The sequence below is a fragment of the Cobetia sp. MM1IDA2H-1 genome (genome assembly GCF_002916775.2).
In the GTDB taxonomy this organism is placed as follows: Bacteria; Pseudomonadota; Gammaproteobacteria; order Pseudomonadales; family Halomonadaceae; genus Cobetia; species Cobetia marina.
This window is the reverse complement of the sequence record NZ_CM133225.1, coordinates 2,153,382-2,175,009: the sequence shown is the minus strand read 5'-3', so window position 1 is coordinate 2,175,009 and position 21,628 is coordinate 2,153,382. Positions and strand designations below refer to the sequence as shown.

The 21,628-nt window shown below is 62.3% G+C and carries 17 protein-coding genes; 14 read left to right on the top strand and 3 right to left on the bottom strand.

The window, feature by feature from the left end:
* The first annotated feature begins 125 nt into the window (after positions 1-125).
* The 4 genes from BOH68_RS09280 (at position 126) to BOH68_RS09265 (ending at position 6,320) form a co-directional block, all read left to right on the top strand.
* Positions 126-1,715: a peptide chain release factor 3 gene (locus BOH68_RS09280; RefSeq protein ID WP_077375880.1), complete on the top strand. Its 1,590-nt coding sequence runs from the start codon at positions 126-128 to the stop codon at positions 1,713-1,715.
* A 329-nt stretch (positions 1,716-2,044) separates the two neighbouring features.
* Positions 2,045-2,527 (top strand): large conductance mechanosensitive channel protein MscL, encoded by a 483-nt coding sequence (gene mscL, locus BOH68_RS09275; RefSeq protein WP_077375883.1) that lies wholly within the window; start codon positions 2,045-2,047, stop codon positions 2,525-2,527.
* A gap of 135 nt (positions 2,528-2,662) precedes the next feature.
* Entirely contained in the window at positions 2,663-3,430 is a 768-nt protein-coding gene (locus BOH68_RS09270; protein WP_077375886.1) for a TatD family hydrolase, read from the top strand.
* Positions 3,431-3,563: 133 nt separating this feature from the next.
* Positions 3,564-6,320, top strand: a complete 2,757-nt coding sequence (locus BOH68_RS09265; protein ID WP_170877409.1) for an EAL domain-containing protein — start codon at positions 3,564-3,566, stop codon at positions 6,318-6,320.
* A gap of 255 nt (positions 6,321-6,575) precedes the next feature.
* On the opposite strand, the gene ygfZ is transcribed toward BOH68_RS09265, so the two are convergent.
* Positions 6,576-7,649, bottom strand: coding sequence for a CAF17-like 4Fe-4S cluster assembly/insertion protein YgfZ (gene ygfZ, locus BOH68_RS09260; RefSeq protein WP_077375892.1), 1,074 nt, complete (start codon positions 7,647-7,649; stop codon positions 6,576-6,578).
* Positions 7,650-7,921: 272 nt separating this feature from the next.
* Here ygfZ and BOH68_RS09255 point away from each other — a divergent pair, with 272 nt between their 5' ends.
* The 8 genes from BOH68_RS09255 to BOH68_RS09220 all read left to right on the top strand — a co-directional run bounded on the left by BOH68_RS09255 (position 7,922) and on the right by BOH68_RS09220 (position 16,544).
* Positions 7,922-8,113, top strand: coding sequence for a hypothetical protein (locus BOH68_RS09255; protein ID WP_077375895.1), 192 nt, complete (start codon positions 7,922-7,924; stop codon positions 8,111-8,113).
* A gap of 62 nt (positions 8,114-8,175) precedes the next feature.
* Positions 8,176-8,610: an OsmC family protein gene (locus BOH68_RS09250; protein WP_077375898.1), complete on the top strand. Its 435-nt coding sequence runs from the start codon at positions 8,176-8,178 to the stop codon at positions 8,608-8,610.
* A gap of 74 nt (positions 8,611-8,684) precedes the next feature.
* Complete coding sequence (uvrB, locus tag BOH68_RS09245; RefSeq protein WP_077375901.1) at positions 8,685-10,712, top strand: excinuclease ABC subunit UvrB; 2,028 nt, start codon at positions 8,685-8,687, stop codon at positions 10,710-10,712.
* A gap of 641 nt (positions 10,713-11,353) precedes the next feature.
* A complete protein-coding gene (locus BOH68_RS09240; protein WP_308457337.1) occupies positions 11,354-12,454 on the top strand; it encodes a branched-chain amino acid ABC transporter substrate-binding protein in 1,101 nt (366 codons plus the stop codon).
* Positions 12,455-12,684: 230 nt separating this feature from the next.
* A complete protein-coding gene (gene livH, locus BOH68_RS09235) occupies positions 12,685-13,605 on the top strand; it encodes a high-affinity branched-chain amino acid ABC transporter permease LivH (protein WP_043336883.1) in 921 nt (306 codons plus the stop codon).
* The gene (locus BOH68_RS09230) at positions 13,605-14,930 is read left to right on the top strand and encodes a high-affinity branched-chain amino acid ABC transporter permease LivM (protein ID WP_077375907.1); all 1,326 of its coding nucleotides are present in this window, start codon (positions 13,605-13,607) and stop codon (positions 14,928-14,930) included. The genes livH and BOH68_RS09230 overlap by 1 nt, the downstream gene beginning before the upstream one ends.
* Positions 14,931-15,012: 82 nt before the next feature.
* Positions 15,013-15,768 (top strand): high-affinity branched-chain amino acid ABC transporter ATP-binding protein LivG, encoded by a 756-nt coding sequence (gene livG, locus BOH68_RS09225; protein WP_255304507.1) that lies wholly within the window; start codon positions 15,013-15,015, stop codon positions 15,766-15,768.
* 74 nt (positions 15,769-15,842) lie between these two features.
* On the top strand, positions 15,843-16,544 hold the full coding sequence (locus BOH68_RS09220) for an ABC transporter ATP-binding protein (protein WP_077377287.1): 702 nt from the start codon (positions 15,843-15,845) through the stop codon (positions 16,542-16,544).
* Positions 16,545-16,698: 154 nt separating this feature from the next.
* On the opposite strand, the gene BOH68_RS09215 is transcribed toward BOH68_RS09220, so the two are convergent.
* Complete coding sequence (locus BOH68_RS09215) at positions 16,699-17,055, bottom strand: hypothetical protein (protein ID WP_077375910.1); 357 nt, start codon at positions 17,053-17,055, stop codon at positions 16,699-16,701.
* A gap of 207 nt (positions 17,056-17,262) precedes the next feature.
* Entirely contained in the window at positions 17,263-18,024 is a 762-nt protein-coding gene (locus tag BOH68_RS09210; RefSeq protein ID WP_258038248.1) for an N-acetylmuramoyl-L-alanine amidase, read from the bottom strand.
* Between the two features lie 463 nt (positions 18,025-18,487).
* On the opposite strand from BOH68_RS09210, the gene BOH68_RS09205 reads away from it, so the two are divergent.
* Both BOH68_RS09205 and cls read left to right on the top strand, forming a co-directional pair.
* A complete protein-coding gene (locus BOH68_RS09205; protein WP_077375915.1) occupies positions 18,488-19,993 on the top strand; it encodes a fumarate hydratase in 1,506 nt (501 codons plus the stop codon).
* Positions 19,994-20,164: 171 nt separating this feature from the next.
* Positions 20,165-21,592, top strand: coding sequence for a cardiolipin synthase (gene cls, locus BOH68_RS09200; protein WP_077375918.1), 1,428 nt, complete (start codon positions 20,165-20,167; stop codon positions 21,590-21,592).
* Positions 21,593-21,628 lie beyond the last annotated feature (36 nt).

Genomic DNA, 21,628 nt, shown 5'->3' with positions numbered 1-21,628 from the left:
GAGATGGGCCCGCCTCTGTTGCCGAGCCTCGCCAGCCGCTACAATGCGCGCCATTCGTTTCGTTCTGCTATTCACCTAACAGTGCGCGCGGCGTGCCTCACGTCGAGCCGGATGCCTTTCAGCCCATGTCAGATTCCCAGATTGCCAAGGCGGCGGATGTTCGCCGTACATTCGCCATCATCTCTCACCCGGATGCGGGCAAGACCACCATCACCGAGAAGCTGCTGCTGTTCGGGAATGCCATCCAGATGGCCGGCTCGGTCAAGAGCAAGCGGGCCGATCGCCACGCGACCTCCGACTGGATGAAGATGGAGCAGGAGCGTGGCATCTCCGTGACCACCTCCGTGATGCAGTTCCCCTACAAGGACCGCATGGTCAATCTGCTGGATACGCCCGGGCACGAGGACTTCTCGGAAGATACCTACCGGACGCTGACGGCCGTCGACTCGGCGCTGATGGTCATTGACGGTGCCAAGGGTGTCGAGGACCGTACCATCAAGCTGATGGAAGTCTGTCGCCTGCGCACCACGCCGATCCTGACCTTCGTCAACAAGATGGACCGCGAGACGCGTGATCCCATCGAGGTGATGGATGAAGTCGAGACGGTCCTCAACATCCAGTGTGCCCCGATGACCTGGCCGATCGGCGTCGGCAAGGGTTTCAAGGGGGTCTATCACCTGCTCAATGACGAGATCCATCTCTACAAGCAGGGCCAGGGCAACCGCATCCCCGATGACGTGCGCATCAAGGGCCTCGACAGCCCCGAAGCCATTGAAGTGCTGGGCGAAGATCTCATCGAAGAACTGAGCATGGAAGTCGAGCTGGTGCGCGGCGCCTCTCACGAATTCGATCTCGAGGCCTATCGTCGCGGTGATCTGACACCGGTCTACTTCGGGACCGCCATGGGCAACTTCGGCGTACGCGAGATGCTGGATGGCTTCGTCGAATACGCGCCGCCGCCCCAGTCGCGTGATACCGATACCCGTGAAGTCACGGCCCATGACGAGCGCTTCACCGGCTTCGTGTTCAAGATCCAGGCCAACATGGACCCGAAGCATCGTGACCGCGTGGCCTTCCTGCGCGTCTGTTCCGGCAAGTACGAGAAGAACATGAAGATGCGTCACGTGCGCATCAACAAGGATGTCAAGATTCCTGACGCCCTGACCTTCATGGCGGCGGACCGCTCCCACGTGGAAGAGGCCTGGCCGGGTGACATCATCGGTCTGCACAACCACGGCACCATCCAGATCGGCGATACCTTCACCATGGGGGAAGACATGCGCTTCACCGGCATCCCTCACTTCGCGCCGGAACTGTTCAAGCGGGTACGCCTGAAGGACCCGCTGAAGATGAAGGCGCTGCAGAAAGGCCTGCAGCAGCTCTCCGAAGAGGGCGCGACCCAGGTCTTCCAGCCGTTCGACAACAATGACCTGATCGTGGGCGCCGTGGGCACCCTGCAGTTCGATGTGGTCGCTCACCGTCTGAAGGAAGAGTACAAGGTCGAGTGCATGTATGAAGCGGTGAACGTGCAGACGGCGCGCTGGATCTATTGCGATGACACCAAGATGCTTGAGGACTTCAAGCGCAAGGCCAGCGCCAATCTCGCCTACGATGGCGGCGGCTTCCTGACCTACATCGCGCCGACTCGCGTCAACCTGCAGTTGACGCAGGAGCGTTGGCCGGACATCACCTTCCGCGCCACCCGCGAGCACTGAGACGGTTCAGGGGGGGATGCCCGAGTGGCCCGCACCCGAGTGGCTCTGGTGCCTGACGAGGCCATCTCCGAGGCCCCCTGACCGATTCAGGATTGATGCGAACGCCGCCCCTAGGGGCGGCGTTCGTGCTTTCGGGTTGAACGTGTCCTCAAGCGTTAGCCACACCAACTCAAGATCGATGACTTTGGCCGCATACTCCCTTGCGAAAGACATGGGGATGGCCAGCGACGCAGGCAGTCACAGGGCGCATGCCTTGGCCTGACAGACGCATGACCCAAAGGGACGCGTCGGTCGCGACAGGACAACAACAATCATCAGCAGGTGGGGCTATGGCCGGTTTCATGAAGGAATTCCGCGATTTCGCGGTCAAGGGCAATGTCGTCGACATGGCGGTGGGCATCATCATCGGGGGGGCGTTCACGCTGATCGTGAAGAGCCTGGTGGGTGACATGCTCAATCCCTTGATCGGACTCTTGATCGGGGGCGTCGATTTCTCCAACTTCTTCTTCGTGCTCAAGGAAGGGGCTCAGGCGGCTCCCTATGTCAGTCTGGAGGCTGCGAGGGATGCGGGGGCCGTGACACTGAACTATGGACTGTTCATCAATGCCATCATCAGCTTCGCGCTGGTGGCGCTGGCCGTCTTCGTGTTGATCCGTCAGATCAACAAGCTCAAGAAGGAAGCCGAAGAAGCGCCGGAAGAGATCACCGACAAGGACTGCCCGTACTGTCTTTCCAAGGTGCCGCTGGCGGCGACCCGTTGTGGTCATTGCACCTCCGAGCTGGCGCCGGTAGCGCCGGTGGAGGCGGCCTAGGCTAGCTTTGCCAGTCACGATGGCTGACAGAGCAACATCGATAAACGAAGGGACCGGCCACCAGGCCGGTCCCTTCGTTTGTCTGTCACTGGCTGATATAGCACGATGGCAGTACGACCATCACCGGGATATTGCATGTTGATCGACAGCCATTGCCATCTGGATTTTCCCATCTTCGCTCAGGATCGTGACGCGGTCATCTCGCGTGCCGTGAATGAGAGTGTGTCGAGGTTCGTGGTGCCATCCACCACGGTGGCCAGCTTCGCGGACGTGCTGGAACTCGTGCAGTCATCCCCGCGTATCTTCGGTGCCCTGGGGCTGCATCCCTATTTTCTGTCCGAGCATGGCGAGAGCGCGCTGGCGGCGCTTCATCAGGCCCTCGATCAGCATGCTGGCGAGATCGTCGCGTTGGGCGAATGCGGCTTCGATGCGCGACTGGCCGATCATGACGCCCAATGGCAGCTGTTCGAGGCCCAGCTGAGCATGGCACGCGAATTCTCCCTGCCTGTCATCGTGCATTGCGTGCGTGCCAATGACGAAGTGGCCAAGCGGCTCAAGAACGCGCACCTCACCCGGGGCGGCATCATTCATGCCTTTGCGGGCAGTCAGGTTCAGGCTGAGCGCTTTCTCGAGCTCGGTTTCGTGCTGGGGCTGGGCGGCAGCGTGACCTACCCGCGTGCCCGCAAACTGCGGGGAGTCGTGGCGTCATTGCCGGAGGATGGCTTCGTGCTGGAGACCGACAGCCCCGACATGCCGTTGCAGGGCTTTCAGGGGCAACGCAATGAACCGGCCAGGGTGGCGGAGGTGGCAAGGAGTGTGGTATCGCTGCGTGAGTCCACTCTGGAGGCCATCAGCGAGACGACCAGCCGCACCGTGCAGCGTATTCTTCAACTGAGCGCCTGATCTAGACTGAACCCAGCACCTCGGCAGCACTGTGCCACGGGATTCAGGAGATCGCGTCATCATCGGTAACTCAATGCCTCGTAGAACGTCTGCTCATCCGCGACCGGATTCTGACAAGTCCGTACGCGCCTCCTTGAGGCAAGGCCCGCCCCGGGAGCCCCGCCATCGTCTGTGGCTGATACCGCTTCTGCTGATTGCCTCTGTTCTTGCCACCGCCTGGCTGGGCATCAGTCAGATACAGCAACTGAGAGCAGGAGAGCAGGACGCGGCGCGTCAGCGCGTCACCATGTGGGCCCAGGCCAGCCAGCGAGCCCTGGAAGGTCAGTTGCGCGAGCATGGCGATTGGCAAGAGGCCACCGAGGAGTTCCTGCGTTTGCCTGCCCCGAACCCTGAGTGGCTGGACTACATGTACGGGCCCGAGTTCTCGATCAATACGGGGATCCATCTCGTCGGGGCCATCAGAGGAAATGGCAAGGCCGCTGTCTGGCAGGAGCGACGTCCGGGGCTTGAGTCCGATGATTGGCAGGGGGCTCAGCCGCTTGCGTGGCGCCGCGCCATGGCCCCCTTGATCGAGAAGGCTCGCCAGACCCCGACGCGATCCGTCATCGCCTGGTTGGTGCTGAACGGGCGGGCCTGGCTGGTGGGCGTGCACGGGCTCTATGCGGATGAAGACGCGCTTCCTTCACGGGAGGAGCAGGGCATGCTGGTATTCGGGGTCCCCATGCGCCCGGAGTTGCTCAGCGAATCATCCGCTTCCCTGGGAGTGGAAAGACTCGAAGTCGTCAGTCAGTCACGCCAGATGAGCGGGGAAGCCGCTCTCGTCTGTAGCGACCTGCCGGCCATGAAGCGCTTCGATGAGCATGCTGCCATGGCCTGTTGGCAGGATGCAGATGACGTCACCGCGATGCTCAGGCAATTGGGAGCGCCCTTGGGGGCCTTGAGTCTGGTCATCGTGTTGGCGAGTATCGCGACAGGCGGCATGCTGTGGCGCGATCAGCGCCGTCGTCGAGATTGGGCCGCGCAGGGCCTGCAGCGTGAAGCTCAGCTTGAGCAGCATCTTGCCCTGAACGAGCGGTTTCTGGCATTGCCGCATGAAGCGCACAATCCCCAGCATGCCTTGGCTACCTTGTCCGGCTATCTGCGTCGGGTACGAGAGATGACGGGAGCAGAAGTCATCATCTATCGGCGCGAGGTGGGCAACCCCAACGCAGGCTATCTGATCGTCGAGAGTCGTGATGAGCGGGAATGGTTGAGCAGTGTCTCGTTGCGGCGTGACCCTCTGTGGCGATTGCCGGCCGGGCGGATCGTGGCCAATCGTGCCACGAATGTAGACGCGTCCACCGAGGAGAGTACCCAGCTGCTGTGTCAGCGTCTCGGGGCGACCCAGCTGCTGGGCTATTCCGTCTCGCCGCATCCCGGTCGCAGCGAGCTGCTGCTGGTCGCCAGTCGTGGTCAGGCGCTGGAGGAAAGCCTGATGATGCCGGTGCTGGACAGAACCCTGAATGCCTTGATCATTCGTGGACTGGAGCAGGAGCGCTTGCTGCTCCAGCAGCAGGTGCTGCAGGAGCGCGAGACGGATACCGACACCGGGCTATTGAGTCGTGAAGGCATGCTGCGCTTGATCAAGCTGCGTATCGATCAGTTGGGACGTGTCTCGGGGCTTGATGGTTTCGTGCTGATGGCATTGCGTATCGGCGGACTGCAGGAGCTCTATGAGCATGCGGGGCCGGAGGCGGGCAATCGCCAGCTGGAGTTGCTGCAACGTCGACTGGACCCCTTGCTGGGCACATCAGGCCATGTCGCACGTCTGGAGACGGATCGTCTCTTGATCATGGTGCCACGACGGCTGCTCGAGGCCGCGCGGGGCGGCATCTGCGGCTGGCTGGATATGCTGCTGGTGGCGGTACGTCACAAGGTGTCGCTCAACGGCGAGGATATCTATCTGCTGCCCAGCCTCGGCATCAGTCGCTTTCCCGAGGATGGTGAGCAGATGGATGCGCTGGTCTATCGCTGTGAGCGCGCATTGCACGACACGCTTCAGCTCAATCGCGAGTGGCACTTCTTCGATGAAGAGGCCGAACGAGAAGTCAGGCGTCTCAAGCAGCTCGAAGCGGAATTCGTCGAGGGATTGCAGCAGGACCAGCTGCGGCTACATCTGCAGCCGATCGTCGATGGACGGGATGGATCCCTCGTGCTTTCCGAGGCGCTGGTGCGTTGGCAGCATCCGGAGCATGGTCTGCTGGGCTCCGGCGACTTCATGCCGATCATCGAATCCGCCAACCTCGATGTGGCCCTGGGGCGCTGGGTCATCAAGGAGAGCATCGCCACCCTGATCCGTGTGCATGACGCCGGTCATGCGCTGCATCTCAGCGTCAATGTCACGGTCAGGCACATGATGGACGAGCGATTTCTGGCGGATCTCAAGAGGCTGTTCCAGCGGCCTGAGCTATGTCGCCAACTGACCATCGAGCTGGTGGAGAGTCAGCTGCCGGAAGATATCCAGAGTCTGGCCATCCTCTTCCAGCGCATTCGCTCACAGGGTGTCGCCCTGGCACTTGATGATTTCGGGACCGGGTACTCGTCCCTGTCGCAATTGCAGCAACTGCCGTTCGACAAGGTGAAGATCGATCGGCAATTCGTGGTCGCGATGGATACCGACAAGGGGCGGGCGATGATTGATGCGATGCTGGGACTGGGGGAGGCCTTCCATCTGGCCGTGGTGGCGGAGGGTATCGAGACCCCTGAGCAACGCACGGCGCTTCTGGCACGCGGCTGTCATCTTCATCAGGGCTTCCTCTACTCGCGTCCTCTGCCGTCCGAGCAGCTGATCCAGCATCTCAAGGCCGGCAAGCACTGGTTGCCGGCCAGCGTCACTGGCGAAGCGGGCTAGGGTCCCGGCTCTCGCGCTTCGACATGCCCAGGCTCTGTCGCAGCCGGATGCTGCCAAGGACAGCCTTTGACACAGCCAGGCATTGATACAGACAGGCCCCGACGAATCGCTTCGCCGGGGCCTGTCTGTCATGACGCCGCAGGTGGCTAACCAGGCCAGCCGTGGCATCCGTGTCACGGCTGGCAGCGCTGCCTGGTGATCATGTCTTCAAGTTCATGTCTTCAAGCTCATGTCTTCAAGTTCACGCCTTCAAGTTCATGCCTTGAGCTGTTCCGGGTCACGTCGCTCCAGCGGATAGGGCAGCGGGGCGCGGCGCAAGGGTTCCCCAGTCTCGAGGGTCAGGGGGGCTTCCTCATCGCGCAGGCTCACCACCGCCAGCACTTCCAGGCTGCCATCGGCATTGTTGGCGACCCGCAGGATCTCACCCATGGCCTTGCCTTCTGGCGAGACCACCTTGCCGCCCGGCTGCGGCAGAGGAGTGACCGGCTCCGCCGTCAGGCGCTGCAGGCGCTTCTTGACCTGACCACGGAAGTGGGCGCGGGCCACGACTTCCTGACCGGTATAGCACCCCTTCTTGAAGCTGATGGCCGCCAGCGCTTCCAGGTTGAGCATCTGCGGCAGCCAGGCATCCGTCTGCTCCGAGTCCACCCACTGCAGGCCGGCACGAATGTCCTCGCACGCCCAGTGATTCTCGTCACCGGTGTTGATGCCGCCATCGAGCAGTGTACGGCTGAGTCGGGTCACCTGCGCATCAGAACCGACCAGTACGCCTCGTACCGTCTCTGCCCTCGGCTGGCGGGCAAGCACGGCATCCGGGGTTGCCAACATGGCGAAATCATGCGGGCCAAGCGCGGTGTGCTGTGAGGAGGCAGTATCGGCCAGTTGCTCGGCCGCCCGGGTCAGGGCGGGCTCTCCCGTGAGCCCCACGACCACGCTATCCTCCCGGACCTCGAGACTCACCTTGTAGAAGGGCGCGAACTTGGCAAGGTGCGCGCGCAGGGGCTCCGCCGTGCCCGTCGGCATCAGCAGCCACAGGCAATCCTCGCTGAGACGCATCAGCTGGGCCATCGCCAGAATCCGCCCCTTGGGAGTGCAGAAGGCGGTCAGCGGAGCGAGTGAGCCATCCACCAGCGCAAGCTGCTGCGAGGTCTGGCCCTGGAGAAAGCGCTCACCATCCGCGCCAATGACCGCGAGTACCTCGAAGCAGGAGAGGGGCGTGAGACTCCCGGCGCCATCGGTCTCGGGGGCAAGCGGCGACTCGGGGGCAAGCTTGCCCGCCTGTGTCGCGTGAAAGCCGTGGGCTTGCATCAGGGTCTTGAAGTCAGTCATGTCGCGCTATCCTGTCGCAAAGGAGGGGTCCGCCGCAGGCGGTTCAATGCCTGAGAATTGCCAGCGGTACATTCGATGCAGGCATTGTCACGCGGCAGTGGTCAGCTGTCAGCCCCCGGCAGGGCAACACGGCATCTTTCGGGGGCAACCACTGGCATGAAAGCCTGAGACGACTCGCTGGCATGCGTGGGGGAGCCCTCGTCAAACGTGGTATTCTTGGCGGTTTGATCGCGCCTGCGATCCTTTTTATCCAGCGAGACAGGAATCACGAGATGGCCAGCTTTTCCCTTACATTGATCGGTGTCGAGAGCGTCAAGGATGTCAACAAGGTCACCACTGCCTTGATGATGATGGACGGGGTCAAGGAGGCCGAGGTCGGGCGTGGCTTTGCCGAGGTCGAAGGGCAGGTGCGGTATGACGCCGTAGTCAAGACCGTCGAGAAGGCGGGTTACAAGGTGAAGTGAGCGCTCTGCTCGCCAGCAGGCTCGGATGCGTCTCGCGAGAGTCCACGACAAGGAGGTAGTGCATGAGCATCGAGGTGATTACCCGCAAGGCTGGCAGCTTCGTCCATCGGGTTCAGGTCGCGAGCTTCGAGGAACTGCTGGTGGATGTGCCCACCGTGGTGGGTGGCGAGGACAGTGCGCCGGACCCGCACGACTACTTTGATCTCTCGCTGGGTGCCTGCAAGTCGATCACCGTGTTGATGTATGCGCGGCGCAAGGGGCTGCCACTCGCGTCCATCGTGACCACGGTGGACCGTGATGACAGTGATGAGCGTCGCGCAGGTGAGAACGCGGAGTATCGTCTGAGCGTCAGCATGCACTTCCAGGCCGAGGATGGTGCGGAACTCGATGAGGCGACGCGTCAGCGCCTGCTCGAGATTTCCGAGCGTTGCCCCATCCATCGACTGATGACCAGCACCCGGGTCAGTGTGACGAGTCGCGAGATATCACCCGAGTAGGGCGCGGTGTCCTTTCGCAAGTCTGGCCGCCACCGTCAGTTGAAGAGCGGCATGACCGCCACCATTGAGAGCGCATGAGCAAACCATTTCGCATCAATTCCAAGTTCAAGCCAGCCGGTGATCAACCGGCTGCCATCGAGAAGCTGATCACTGGCCTGGAAGCGGGTCTTGCGCATCAGACGCTTCTGGGTGTGACCGGCTCGGGCAAGACGTTCACCGTCGCCAACATCGTGGAGCGTCTGCAGCGCCCCGCGATCGTGATGGCGCCCAACAAGACGTTGGCAGCCCAGCTCTATGGCGAGTTCAAGTCGTTCTTCCCTGATAACGCCGTCGAGTACTTCGTCTCCTATTACGATTATTACCAGCCCGAAGCCTATGTCGCGTCCTCGGATACCTTCATCGAGAAGGACGCCTCGATCAACGACCACATCGAGCAGATGCGCCTGTCAGCGACCAAGGCGCTGCTGGAGCGGCGCGATGCGATCATCGTGGTCTCCGTCTCGGCGATCTACGGCCTGGGTGACCCGGATCAGTACCTGAAGATGCGTCTGCACTTCAATCGTGGTGAGCAGATCGACCAACGCGGTTTCCTCAGGCGCCTGGCGGAGCTGCAGTACACCCGCAACGACATGGATTTCCGGCGCGGTACCTATCGCGTGCGCGGCGACGTGATCGACATCTTCCCGGCGGACTCCGAGGAGCAGGCCGTGCGTGTCGAGCTGTTCGATGACGAGATCGACTCCATCCGCCTGTTCGATCCGCTGACTGGCGAAGTGGCCGAGTCGGTGCCGCGCATGACCATCTACCCCAAGAGCCACTACGTGACGCCGCGCGAGACCATCGTCGCCGCGGTCGATCACATCAAGGAAGAGCTGGTCGAGCGCCTCGATTACCTGCGCAAGCACGACAAGCTGGTCGAGGCGCAGCGTCTGGAGCAGCGTACCCTCTACGACATCGAGATGATGATGGAGCTGGGCTACTGCAACGGCATCGAGAACTACTCGCGCTATCTGTCCGGGCGTGATCCCGGCAATGCGCCGCCGACCTTCTTCGATTACCTGCCCAAGGACGCGCTGGTCTTCATCGACGAGTCCCACGTCAGCGTGCCTCAGGTCGGCGGGATGTATCGCGGAGACCGTTCACGCAAGGAGACGCTGGTCGAATACGGCTTCCGTCTGCCATCGGCGCTGGACAATCGCCCGATGAAATTCGAGGAGTGGGAAAGCATCCTGCCGCAGACCGTCTTCGTCTCGGCGACGCCCGGTACCTATGAAGAAGAGCATGCCGGGCAGGTGGTGGAGCAGGTCGTCCGTCCCACGGGGCTGCTTGATCCGGTCATCGAGGTGCGCTCTGCCTCGACCCAGGTCGATGACGTGCTCTCCGAGATCAAGGCGCGCACCGAGGTCGGTGAGCGCGTTCTGATCACCACGCTGACCAAGCGCATGGCGGAAGACCTGACCGAGTATCTGGGAGAGCACGATGTTCGGGTGCGCTATCTGCACTCGGATATCGACACCGTCGAGCGCGTCGAGATCATCCGGGATCTGCGTCTTGGCAAGTTCGATGTGCTGGTCGGCATCAACCTGCTGCGTGAGGGCCTTGATATCCCGGAAGTCTCGCTGGTGGCGATCCTGGATTCCGACAAGGAGGGCTTTTTGCGCTCCGAGCGCTCCCTGATCCAGACCATCGGCCGTGCGGCGCGCAACGCCAACGGCAAGGCCATTCTGTATGGCGATCGCATCACCGATTCCATGCAGCGTGCGATAGCCGAGACGGAGCGCCGCCGTGAGAAGCAGATGGCCTTCAATGAAGAGCACGGCATCACGCCGCGTACCATCACCAAATCGGTGGCGGATATCATGGAAGGTGCCCAGGCACCGGGACGCAAGAGCAGTCGTCGCAAGGGCAACGAGCGACAGGTGGCGGAAGAGACGCCGGACTATGCGGCTCTGGCGGCTCAAGGCCCTCAGGCACTCGAGAAGGAAATCAGCCGGCTGGAAGATGCCATGTTCGCGGCGGCCAAGAATCTCGAATTCGAGGAGGCCGGTCGACTGCGCGATCAGATCAATGACGTGCGCAATCGCCTGCTCGCGCTGGGCTGACGCTACTCTCCATCCTCCAGTAAAGGCATGACCCTGCGCGCCCGACGATGTCACCCATCGTCGGGCGCGTGGCGTTCAGGGCTGGCGGGTATCTGACGGGGAGGTGCCATCAGCAGGTTATCCCGTTATCTTGTCTATTGCGTCGTAGATCATCATATTGCAGCTCAGTGCATGGCTTAGGGGCAACCGGTTGCCTCGGGAGGGCGGCAGGATTGCTTTTCCTACAACCTTGGGCGTAGCCGAGGTGGGTGCAGCAATGCGACCTGATGGTGCAAGTGAAGAGGGAATTCCTGTCAACTGCGTCTTTACATACGCCAATGACTGGCTTTCATCGTCAATGCCAACGATTGTCTGGCCAGAATGGAAAGCACAGTCTTTTTCGCTATTGGTAGGGCCTTGGCCTGCATTCATGAGCGCTCAAACGGTCGCTTTACATGCGTATTCGCTGCTGCCAATAATGCTTTTAAGGCATTCCTGGCGTCGCGAGTCGCCTGCCTGATGGCTGGCGGCGGCGGACAAGGTCAGCGAATGACAGCGATTGTCGCCAGTCCTTTTCGGGCAGCGCAATGCTGCCGCAAGGCACCCGTCAGGTCTGCCCGGCCGTAGTACAACAATAATCGGGAACAGGAATTCTCATCATGATGCGCAGGTCTCTTCTCGCTCTCGGGGTCGCCGCGGCGATGTCCACCCAGGCTCAGGCAGATATCACCATCGCCATGGCAGGCCCGGTCACGGGGCCGGTCGCCCAGTACGGTGACATGCAGTTCATCGGTGCCGAGATGGCCATCGAGCGGATCAATGCCGCCGGCGGCGTCGACGGCGAGATGCTCAAGGGCGTCAAATACGACGACGCCTGTGATCCCAAGCAGGCGGTGGCGGTCGCCAACCAGATCGTCAATGACGGCGTCCAGTACGTGATCGGCCACCTGTGCTCCAGCGCGACGCAACCGGCCTCGGACATCTACGCCGAGGAAGGGGTGATGATGATCACGGCGGCGTCCACCAGTCCGACCATCACCGAGCATGGCTATGAGCTGGTCTTCCGCACCATCGGTCTGGACTCGCTGCAGGGGCCGGTTGCGGGGCGCTATATCGCCGAGACGATCAAGCCCAAGCACATGGCCGTGATCCACGACAAGCAGCAGTACGGGGAGGGTATCGCCACCGGCGTGCGCGATACCGTCGAGGAAGCGGGTATCGATGTGGTGCTGTTCGAGGGCATCACGGCGGGTGACAAGGATTTCTCGGCGCTGATCTCCAAGCTCAAGAAGGAGAACGTCGACTTCGTCTACTACGGCGGCTATCACCCGGAGCTGGGCCTCTTGCTGCGTCAATCGCGTGAGCTGGGCTTCGACGCGCCCTTCATGGGGCCGGAAGGGGTCGGGAATCCGGACATTTCCAAGATTGCCGGCCAGGCCTCGGAAGGTCTGTACGTGACACTGCCGCCGGCCTTCGAGAATGACCCGAAGAACGCGGATCTGGTCGCGGCCTTCAAGGACAAGGAGCAGGACCCTTCCGGTCCGTTCGTCATGCCGGCCTACACCGCAGTGGAGCTGATCGCCGATGGCATCAAGGGCGCCGATTCCACTGACCCTTATGATGTCGCGGAATATCTCAAGGCCAACAGCTTCGACACGCCCATCGGCAAGGTCGAATACGATGAGAAGGGCGATCTGAAGGACTTCAACTTCGTCGTCTACAACTGGCACGCCGACGGTACCAAGAGCGAAGCGGCACATTGATCAGCGGCTGATATCAGCACTCGCTGCGGTCTCGTGACCTGTCATGAGGCCCGGCGGATCAATGCCGACACGCTGTCCCGTCATGCCGCGTGGCATGGCGGGCCTCTCCGTTCGGTCGAGTTCATGGCGATGCAACATCGCCGTGCCTTCCCGTCGTCGTCGCGCATGCGGCATTTCCCTGACAGTCTCCGGCCAAAAGCCCAACACTGTCGCGGCCAAGGGTCGTTTCAATGGAAGACATCCTCTACTTCCTGCAGCAGGTCATCAATGGCCTGACCATCGGCAGTACCTATGCCTTGATCGCCATCGGCTACACGATGGTCTACGGCATCATCGGCATGATCAATTTCGCCCACGGCGAGATCTACATGATCGGCACCTACGTGACCTTCATCGTCATCGCGGCGCTGGGCATGCTGGGCATCGCCAACCCCTTCTTTCTGATGGCGGCCGCCTTGCTGGTGGCGGTGCTGGTGTCCTGTGCCTACGGTTTCGCCGTGGAGCGGGTGGCCTATCGCCCGGTGCGAGGCTCCAAGCGTCTGATCGCGCTGATCTCGGCGATCGGCATGTCGATCTTCCTGCAGAACTACATGCGTCTGGCCCAGGGCTCGCGGGACATGGCGATCTCCAGCCTGATCCCGGGCGGCTGGGAGTTCGGGCTGGAAAGCTTCGCGGTCAATCTGTCCTACATGCAGGTGATCATCTTCAGCGTCACGCTGGTGTGCATGCTGCTGCTGTCGTCGTTCATCTCGCGCTCGCGCCTGGGGCGTGCCTGTCGTGCCTGCTCCCAGGATGCCGGCATGGCGCGTCTGCTGGGCATCAATACTGACATGATCATCTCGATGACCTTCGTGATCGGGGCGGCGCTTGCCGCCGTGGCGGGACTGCTGCTCGGCATGTACTACGGCGTGGTCAATCCCTACATCGGCTTCCTGGCCGGGCTCAAGGCGTTCACGGCGGCGGTGCTGGGCGGTATCGGCAGTATCCCCGGCGCGATGCTGGGTGGCCTGCTGCTGGGCGTCGCGGAGGCGCTGACCGGCGGCTATCTGTCCACGGAATACAAGGACGTGGTGGCCTTCGGACTGCTGATCCTGATTCTGCTGTTCCGTCCCTCCGGGATTCTCGGCAAGCCCGAAGTGGAGAAGATCTGATGCCCAAGCTTGCGAAACAGACTCTGAAGACAGCGGGCACCTCGCCCGCCGAGACGATTCCGCCACAGCCCTCCTATCGTCGTCCCTGGTGGTCGGCACTTGCGGCCGCCGTGTTGACTCTCGTGCTGGGTGGCTCGGTACTGGGGGTTCAGCTCGAGTCCACCGGTATCACCACCACGGTACGCTTGATGGGCATGGACACCTGGGGCTGGTTGCTGGCCGCGTCACTGGCCGTCTTCCTGCACCAGCTGGTGCGGCCACAGATCGAGGAATGGCGTGCGCGTACCCGCAAGCCATCACGTTTCCGCGTCCCCGACGTGATGAGCGGTCAGAAGCGTCAGCTGTGGATCATGCTGGCCATCGGTGCGTTGCTGATCTTCCCGTTTCTGTCCAACCGCTCGGCGGTGGATCTCGCGACCCTGACGCTGATCTACATCATGCTGGGCCTGGGGCTCAACGTGGTGGTGGGTCTCGCGGGGCTGCTGGATCTCGGTTATGTGGGCTTCTATGCGGTCGGAGCCTATACCTACGCACTGCTCAACAGCTATCTGGGCTTCAGCTTCTGGGAAGCGCTGCCCATCGCGGGGTTGATGACGGCGCTGTTCGGCTATCTGCTCGGCTTCCCCGTGCTGCGGCTGCGGGGTGACTACCTGGCCATCGTGACGCTGGGCTTCGGCGAGATCATCCGTATCCTGCTCAACAACTGGACGGAGCTGACCGGCGGCCCGAATGGCATCGCGCGCATACCCAAGCCGACCTTCTTCAATCTCGAGTTCTCGCGGCGAGCCGATGAGGGCAACATCGCCTTCCATGAGTTCTTCGGCATCGACTACGACCCGGCCTTCAAGGTGATCTATCTGTACCTGCTGGCCTTGATCCTGGTGCTGATCACGCTGTTCGTGATCTATCGGCTGTTGCGCATGCCCATCGGGCGGGCGTGGGAGGCGCTGCGCGAGGATGACATCGCCTGCCGTTCACTGGGCATGAATCCCACCGGCATCAAGCTCTCGGCCTTCACGATCGGGGCGAGTTTCGCGGGCTTCGCCGGTGCCTTCTTCGCCGCGCGTCAGGGCTTCATCAGTCCCGAGTCCTTCACCTTCATCGAGTCGGCGATCATTCTCGCCATCGTGGTGCTGGGCGGAATGGGCTCCCAGCTGGGCGTCATCCTGGCGGCGATCGCCATGACGCTGTTGCCGGAGCTGGCCCGTGAGTTCAATGAATATCGCATGTTGCTGTTCGGGCTGATGATGGTGCTGATGATGGTGTGGCGTCCTCAAGGCCTGGTGCCGCTCAAACGACCGCAGATGGAGCTCGACCGTGGCTGACGCACATGACAAGCAAGCATTCGACAATGAGGCGCCAGCCGCTTCCTCACACCGCCAGGCACGCGCCGAGGGCGGGGCACCGCTGCTGGATGTACGTGATCTCACCATGCAGTTCGGTGGCCTCAAGGCCGTGGACGGCGTGACGCTTGAGGTACATCCGGGCGAGGTGGTATCGGTCATCGGACCGAATGGTGCGGGCAAGACCACCGTCTTCAACTGTATCTCCGGCTTCTATCAGCCCACCGGCGGCGAGGTGTATTTCCAGAATCGCGCCATGCATCGCCTGCCGGGGTACCGGATCGCCCAGGCTGGCATGGTACGCACCTTCCAGAACGTGCGGTTGTTCAAGGAGATGACGGTCATCGAGAACCTGCTGGTGGCGCAGCACATGCACGCCGAACGCAATCTCCTCAAGGGCCTGTTCAAGACGCCGGGCTATCGTCGCAGTGAAAAGGCGCTGATGCAGCATGCCGGTGACTGGCTGGAGCGTGTCGGTCTGCTCGAATTCGCCAATCGCGAGGCCGGCAATCTGGCCTATGGGCAGCAGCGGCGACTCGAGATCGCGCGATGCATGGTGGCCAGGCCACGGCTGCTGATGCTGGATGAGCCGGCGGCCGGCCTCAACCCCAACGAGACCCGGGATCTCGATGATCTGATCGTCAGCCTGACCCGCGATGAGGGTATCTCGGTGCTGTTGATCGAGCATGACATGAGTCTGGTGATGGGCATCTCGGATCACATCTACGTGGTCAATCAGGGTCAGCCGCTGGCGGATGGCTGCCCGGATGACATTCGACGCAACGATGCCGTGATCAAGGCCTATCTGGGGGAGGAATGAGCATGAGTGAGCATGTTGATGCAGTCATGCCAGAGACCGTGCCTGCCAGCGAGGCACTCGCGCCGCGGGATGCCATGCTGGCGCTCGAGCACCTGACGACACATTACGGGCCGGTGCAGGCGCTCAATGATGTCTCGCTGGCCGTGGGGCAGGGCGAGATCGTGACGCTGATCGGCGCCAACGGCGCCGGCAAGACGACGCTTTTGAAGTCGATCTGTGGCGATCCGCGTCCGACCAGCGGGCGGGTGTGGTTCGAGGGCGAGGAGATCACCGGCACACCCACGGCGCGCGTGATGCGTGGTGGCCTGTCGGTGGTGCCGGAAGGTCGCCGCATCTTCACCGGCATGACGGTGGAGGAGAATCTTGCCATGGGCGGCTATTACCAGAGCAAGGAGGAGAACGAACGCAGCATCGAGCATGTGCTGGGGCTCTTCCCGCGCCTCAAGGAGCGCTTCCATCAGCGCGGCGGCACCATGTCCGGTGGCGAGCAGCAGATGTTGGCCATCGGGCGTGCCTTGATGAGTCGGCCGCGACTTCTGCTGCTGGATGAACCCTCGCTGGGGCTGGCACCCATCGTGATCGGGCAGATCTTCGAGATCGTCGAGCAGCTGCGTGAGCAGGGCACCACCATCTTCCTGGTGGAGCAGAATGCGCATCGCGCCCTGTCGATCGCCGATCGCGGCTATGTACTGGAACACGGACGTGTCGTGCTGGCGGACAGCGGCAAGGCGCTGCTGGCCAATGACGACGTGCGTCGCGCCTATCTCGGCGGTTGAGAGGCCCGGCACGTGATTCGCTGTCGCGTCTCACCAGAGGATGGCAATGCAACAGAACGCGCCCCTGTCACTGAACTCTCGGTGGCAGGGGCGCTTTCTTGAGGATGCGATGCAGGGTGCGAGCCAGGGGGCGGGTAAAAGTGGCGTGAATGGCTTACGCCGAGAGAGGTGTCACGAATTCTTCGGGAGCATAGGCGACGCCGTCATGGATACGATAATGATCGGTGGGGCCGGAGACCTGGCAATTGCTCACGCAGGCCTGGCTGGCCGGAAGCTGGCGCAGCGGATAGCGCACACCGGATTGACACAGTTCCAGCATCTTCTTGAGCGCGCGGCGCTCACAGAAGCCGCACAGGCATTCAAGGGCATTGTCGAGACAGTCTTCCTCGCTCATGCCTGCCCCATAGATGCGCTTGTCATCACAGACGACGAACCCGAGCGCTCCGGGGAGAGGGGTGGTTGGCATGTCGTCTGCCGTATCGGGTACTGCACTGAGAATGTTATCGGCCATGATGAACCTCATCGGGATGGGGGTTCCGGCGTCTCCTCGCCAGTCGCAAGCGTTTGGATCCATGACCCTCTCTGGTCATGTCTGTACCCAGAGTAGACGGCCGTTGGTAAAGTGCCATGCAACACCGCTCCAGGTGTCAGGGAAGTGTCGATGCTGCGGCAGCAATGTGACAGATGAATGACGATTGGATGACGGAAATTCCCCGGTTCACCGGGCCTGACAGGTCGTCGATTGGCGATAGCGCGTGTTGAGGGCCAGCAGGATCGCGGCGCTTTCCGCATCAAACTGGCCACTGATGGCCCCGGGGCGGAAGTGTGCCTGAAACGCGGCGATCGCCATCCAGGGCCGCTCGGCCTCCACTGGATAACCATAGCGGGCGAGCGCCGCGATCAAGGTCTTCTCCGCGGGCAGTCCATCGCTGGCCATCTGTCGTCGAAAGCAGCTGACGTCGGCATCCCGTGGCCAGGCCCCGATGCCGGCTTCATGCAGACGGCGCCAGGGGAAGCGCGGGCCCGGGTCGGTCTTGCGGTCCGGGGCGATGTCGGAATGTCCGACGACATCCCCCGCCTTGATGTCATGGCGGCGCACAATGGGGGAGGCCAGCGCGATCAAGGCCGCGATCTGCTGTTCGTTCCAGGCCGCGAAGTGCCGATCAGGGGACCAGCGCCTTGCCACGCCGGAAGCTCGGGTCTCCGTCTGCCCGGGTGCCAGGGGCGTGAGCGCTTCGGGCCCGGCATTGACCATCTCGATGCCGATGGAGGTGTCGTTGAGGTTGCCGCGCTCACCCCACTGGCTGATGCCGGCGTGCCAGGCGCGGCGGTTCTCTGACACCAGCGGGTAGACACGGGGAAGCGCTTCGCCATCTGCAGGTGCCGAGAGCAGGTAATGCGCGCTGACGTCAGCGCCGGTAAGGCTGATCAGAGAGCCTGTGAGGTCATCATCGGTGTAATGCAGAACCAGATGGCGCACGCGAGAATTGCTTTGACTCTCGGTGCTGGCCTCCATCCGCTGATAGCTCCCTGAGGCCTCGTCAGTGTCCGACCGGGAATGCTGCATGCAGCCCGACAGCAGCGTCAGCGAGGCTATCGTCAAGCAGGTGAGAGGGCGAAACGCGTTGAAGCCTGATGTCATGAGTCGCTCGTGAGGGGAAGTGGCAGTGAAGAGGTGGCAGTGAATCGGGGGTCATCGCGCGGGGCATGATGGCAGTCTCCATGCCCGACATTTGCGCTGGATGAGCTGGGATGTCCTGACATGCGGGTTGCAGGATTCGCTCTGCCGCCGCGTGCTCGCTTGAGGTATAATCCCGGCCACCTGACCCGGCGCCCGCCCCATGGTGGCGCGATTTCTGTACCTGACAACAGTAATCGGCCTGACGCCCTGGGCGCCAGTGTGCCTGTCTTTTCCATCGCTTGCCCTTGAGGAGCCGATCCTGATGACCGTGATCCGCCAGGATGACCTGATCCAGAGCGTCGCCGACGCGCTGCAGTACATCTCCTACTACCATCCGAAGGACTTCATCGACGCCATGAACGCGGCGTACGAGCGTGAGGAGAATCCGGCCGCCAAGGATGCCATCGCGCAGATTCTGATCAACTCCCGGATGTGTGCCCTGGGTCATCGTCCCATCTGTCAGGACACCGGTATCGTCACCGTCTTCGTCCATGTCGGCATGAACGTGCGCTTCGAGGCCGAGATGAGCCTGGATGACATGGTCAACGAAGGCGTCCGCCGCGCCTATCTGCTGCCGGACAACGTGCTGCGCGCCTCCGTGCTGGCAGACCCGGACGGCAAGCGTGCCAACACCAAGGACAACACGCCGGCCATCATCCACCACAAGCTGGTGCCGGGGGATACCGTCGAGATCCACGTCGCGGCCAAGGGCGGCGGCAGCGAAGCCAAGTCCAAGTTCGCGATGCTCAACCCCTCCGACTCCGTGGTCGACTGGGTGCTGGAACAGATTCCGAAGATGGGCGCTGGCTGGTGTCCGCCCGGCATGCTGGGCATCGGCATCGGCGGTACCGCCGAGAAGGCGATGCAGCTGGCCAAGGAATCCCTGCTAGAGCCGATCGATATCCAGGAACTGCAGAAGCGTGGTGCCTCCAACCGTGCCGAAGAGATCCGTCTCGAGCTGTTCGAGAAGGTCAACGCGACGGGTGTCGGCGCACAGGGCCTCGGCGGTCTGACCACCGTGCTCGACATCAAGGTCATGGATTACCCGACCCACGCGGCCAACAAGCCGGTGGCGATCATCCCGAACTGCGCGGCGACCCGTCACGTGCACTTCACCCTGGATGGCAGCGGCGCGGCAGAACTGCCGGCACCGAAGCTCGAGGACTGGCCGGAAATCACCCGTGAAGCGGGCGACAGCGTCAAGCGCGTCAACCTCGACACCGTGACGCCCGAGGAAGTGCAGAGCTGGCAGCCGGGCGACACCCTGCTGCTCAACGGCAAGCTGCTGACCGGCCGTGATGCGGCCCACAAGCGCATGACCGAGATGCTGGCACGGGGTGAGCAGCTGCCGGTGGATCTGAAAGGTCGCTTCATCTACTACGTCGGCCCGGTCGATCCGATCCGTGACGAAGTCGTCGGTCCGGCTGGCCCGACTACCGCGACCCGCATGGACAAGTTCACGCGTACGCTACTGGAAGAGACCGGCCTGTTGGGCATGGTCGGCAAGGCCGAGCGTGGCCCGACCGCGATCGACGCCATCCGTGACAACAAGTCCAGCTACCTGATGGCGGTCGGCGGCGCCGCCTACCTGGTCGCCCAGGCGATCAAGAAGTCCCGCGTGCTGGCGTTTGAAGACCTGGGGATGGAAGCGATCTACGAATTCGAGGTCGAGGACATGCCGGTCACCGTGGCGGTCGATAGTGCAGGTGTCTCCGTGCACCAGACCGGCCCGGCCAAGTGGAAGGAAATCATCGCCAGCCGCGCCTGAAGGCCGTCTGCGTGATGTGCACGTCATGTCCCTGAGGACATGAGCCAGGAACCCCGCCCGTGTCATGACATCGGCGGGGTTCTGCGCATCTGGACTCTGCCACGCCGAGGCATCGTTGCCAGCGCAGCTGTGGCATAATCTGGCGACCCTGACGCCTGCAATGGAGCTGCAATGACCGCCTGGTTACTTGGCTTTCTGCTGTTGAGCAGTCACATTCTGGGTGCGATGACCGCCGTCATGGCCCTGATGTCCAGTCGTACCTCACAGGGTGCGATTGCCTGGATTCTGTGTCTGCTGACCTTCCCCTACGTCGCCCTGCCGCTTTACTGGGTATTCGGGCGTCCCCGTTTCTATGGCTATGTCAGTGCCCGCGAGGAGCGTGACTCGACGATGCGACGCGTCTTGATGCGTTTTCGTCCCAAGCTCTCCCCCTGGCTCTCGCGTCCGCTGGGCGGCAACCCCACGCACCTGGATGCCATCGAACGTCTGGCGATGATGCCGGTGACCACCGGCAATCGCGCCAAGCTGTTGATCAATGGCGAGGAGACGTTCGATGCCCTGTTCGCGGCCATCAAGGCGGCCGAGGATTACATCCTCATCCAGTTCTTCATCGTGCGGAATGATGAGCTCGGTGTACGGCTCAAGCAGGCTCTGATGAAGCGTGCCGAACGTGGCGTGCGGGTCTGTTTCCTGTATGACGAGATCGGCTCGCGCAAGCTGCCGGATGGGTACCTCAATGATCTGCTGGAATCCGGCTGCGAGGTGAGTGCCTTCAACTCTTCGCGGGGCTGGCGGCACCGCTTCCAGATCAACTTCCGCAATCACCGCAAGATCACCGTCATCGACGGCCGAGTGGGCTTTGTCGGCGGGCTGAATGTGGGCAATGAGTATCTGGGCCATTCCGAACGCTACGGCGCCTGGCGCGATACTCACCTCAAGCTGGAAGGACCCAGCGTGATGGGGCTGCAGGAGGCCTTCTGGGAGGACTGGCACTGGGCGACTGGCGAGGTGCTGTCGCTGGAGTGGGAGCCGCGCATCAGCTGTGAAGAATGTCAGCACGTGGTGATCGTGCCTTCCGGCCCGGCGGACCGTCGCGAGACAGCCAGTTTGCTGGTTCAGCAGGCCATCCACTCCTCGGTCAGCCGCATCTGGATCACCAGCCCCTATTTCGTGCCGGACCAGGGCGTGCAGGATGCCTTGAAGCTGGCAGCGCTGAGAGGCGTGGATGTGCGGGTGATGATCCCCGAACGTCCCGATCATCTGTTGGTGTTCCTGTCGGCCTTCTCGTTCCTCTCCGACATGATTCGCTCGGGCGTGCGCGTCTTCCGCTATCAGCCGGGCTTTCTGCATCAGAAGGTGATGTTGATGGATAGCCACACGGCGACCATCGGGACGGTCAACCTCGACAATCGCTCCTTCCGTCTGAACTTCGAGGTCACGGCCTTCGTGCCGGATCACCAGTTCGCGGCAGAGGTGGAGGCCATGCTCGAAGAGGACTTCCGTCATTGTCGCGAGATCAGCTGCGAGGAGCTGGAGGCGCGGCCCATGTGGCGCAAGCTGGTGTCGCGGGCGGCCTATCTGCTGGCCCCGATCCAGTGACCCCGCACACTGCATGAACCTGCCGCCTGCCGAGTT

Bases quoted from the DNA above. Each gene is read 5' to 3' on its own strand.
- BOH68_RS09280 (WP_077375880.1), top strand. From the start codon at position 126: ATGTCAGATTCCCAGATTGCCAAGGCGGCGGATGTTCGCCGTACATTC.
- mscL (WP_077375883.1), top strand. From the start codon at position 2,045: ATGGCCGGTTTCATGAAGGAATTCCGCGATTTCGCGGTCAAGGGCAAT.
- BOH68_RS09270 (WP_077375886.1), top strand. From the start codon at position 2,663: ATGTTGATCGACAGCCATTGCCATCTGGATTTTCCCATCTTCGCTCAG.
- ygfZ (WP_077375892.1), bottom strand. From the start codon at position 7,649: ATGACTGACTTCAAGACCCTGATGCAAGCCCACGGCTTTCACGCGACA.
- BOH68_RS09255 (WP_077375895.1), top strand. From the start codon at position 7,922: ATGGCCAGCTTTTCCCTTACATTGATCGGTGTCGAGAGCGTCAAGGAT.
- BOH68_RS09250 (WP_077375898.1), top strand. From the start codon at position 8,176: ATGAGCATCGAGGTGATTACCCGCAAGGCTGGCAGCTTCGTCCATCGG.
- uvrB (WP_077375901.1), top strand. From the start codon at position 8,685: ATGAGCAAACCATTTCGCATCAATTCCAAGTTCAAGCCAGCCGGTGAT.
- BOH68_RS09240 (WP_308457337.1), top strand. From the start codon at position 11,354: ATGCGCAGGTCTCTTCTCGCTCTCGGGGTCGCCGCGGCGATGTCCACC.
- livH (WP_043336883.1), top strand. From the start codon at position 12,685: ATGGAAGACATCCTCTACTTCCTGCAGCAGGTCATCAATGGCCTGACC.
- BOH68_RS09230 (WP_077375907.1), top strand. From the start codon at position 13,605: ATGCCCAAGCTTGCGAAACAGACTCTGAAGACAGCGGGCACCTCGCCC.
- BOH68_RS09220 (WP_077377287.1), top strand. From the start codon at position 15,843: ATGCTGGCGCTCGAGCACCTGACGACACATTACGGGCCGGTGCAGGCG.
- BOH68_RS09215 (WP_077375910.1), bottom strand. From the start codon at position 17,055: ATGGCCGATAACATTCTCAGTGCAGTACCCGATACGGCAGACGACATG.
- BOH68_RS09205 (WP_077375915.1), top strand. From the start codon at position 18,488: ATGACCGTGATCCGCCAGGATGACCTGATCCAGAGCGTCGCCGACGCG.
- cls (WP_077375918.1), top strand. From the start codon at position 20,165: ATGACCGCCTGGTTACTTGGCTTTCTGCTGTTGAGCAGTCACATTCTG.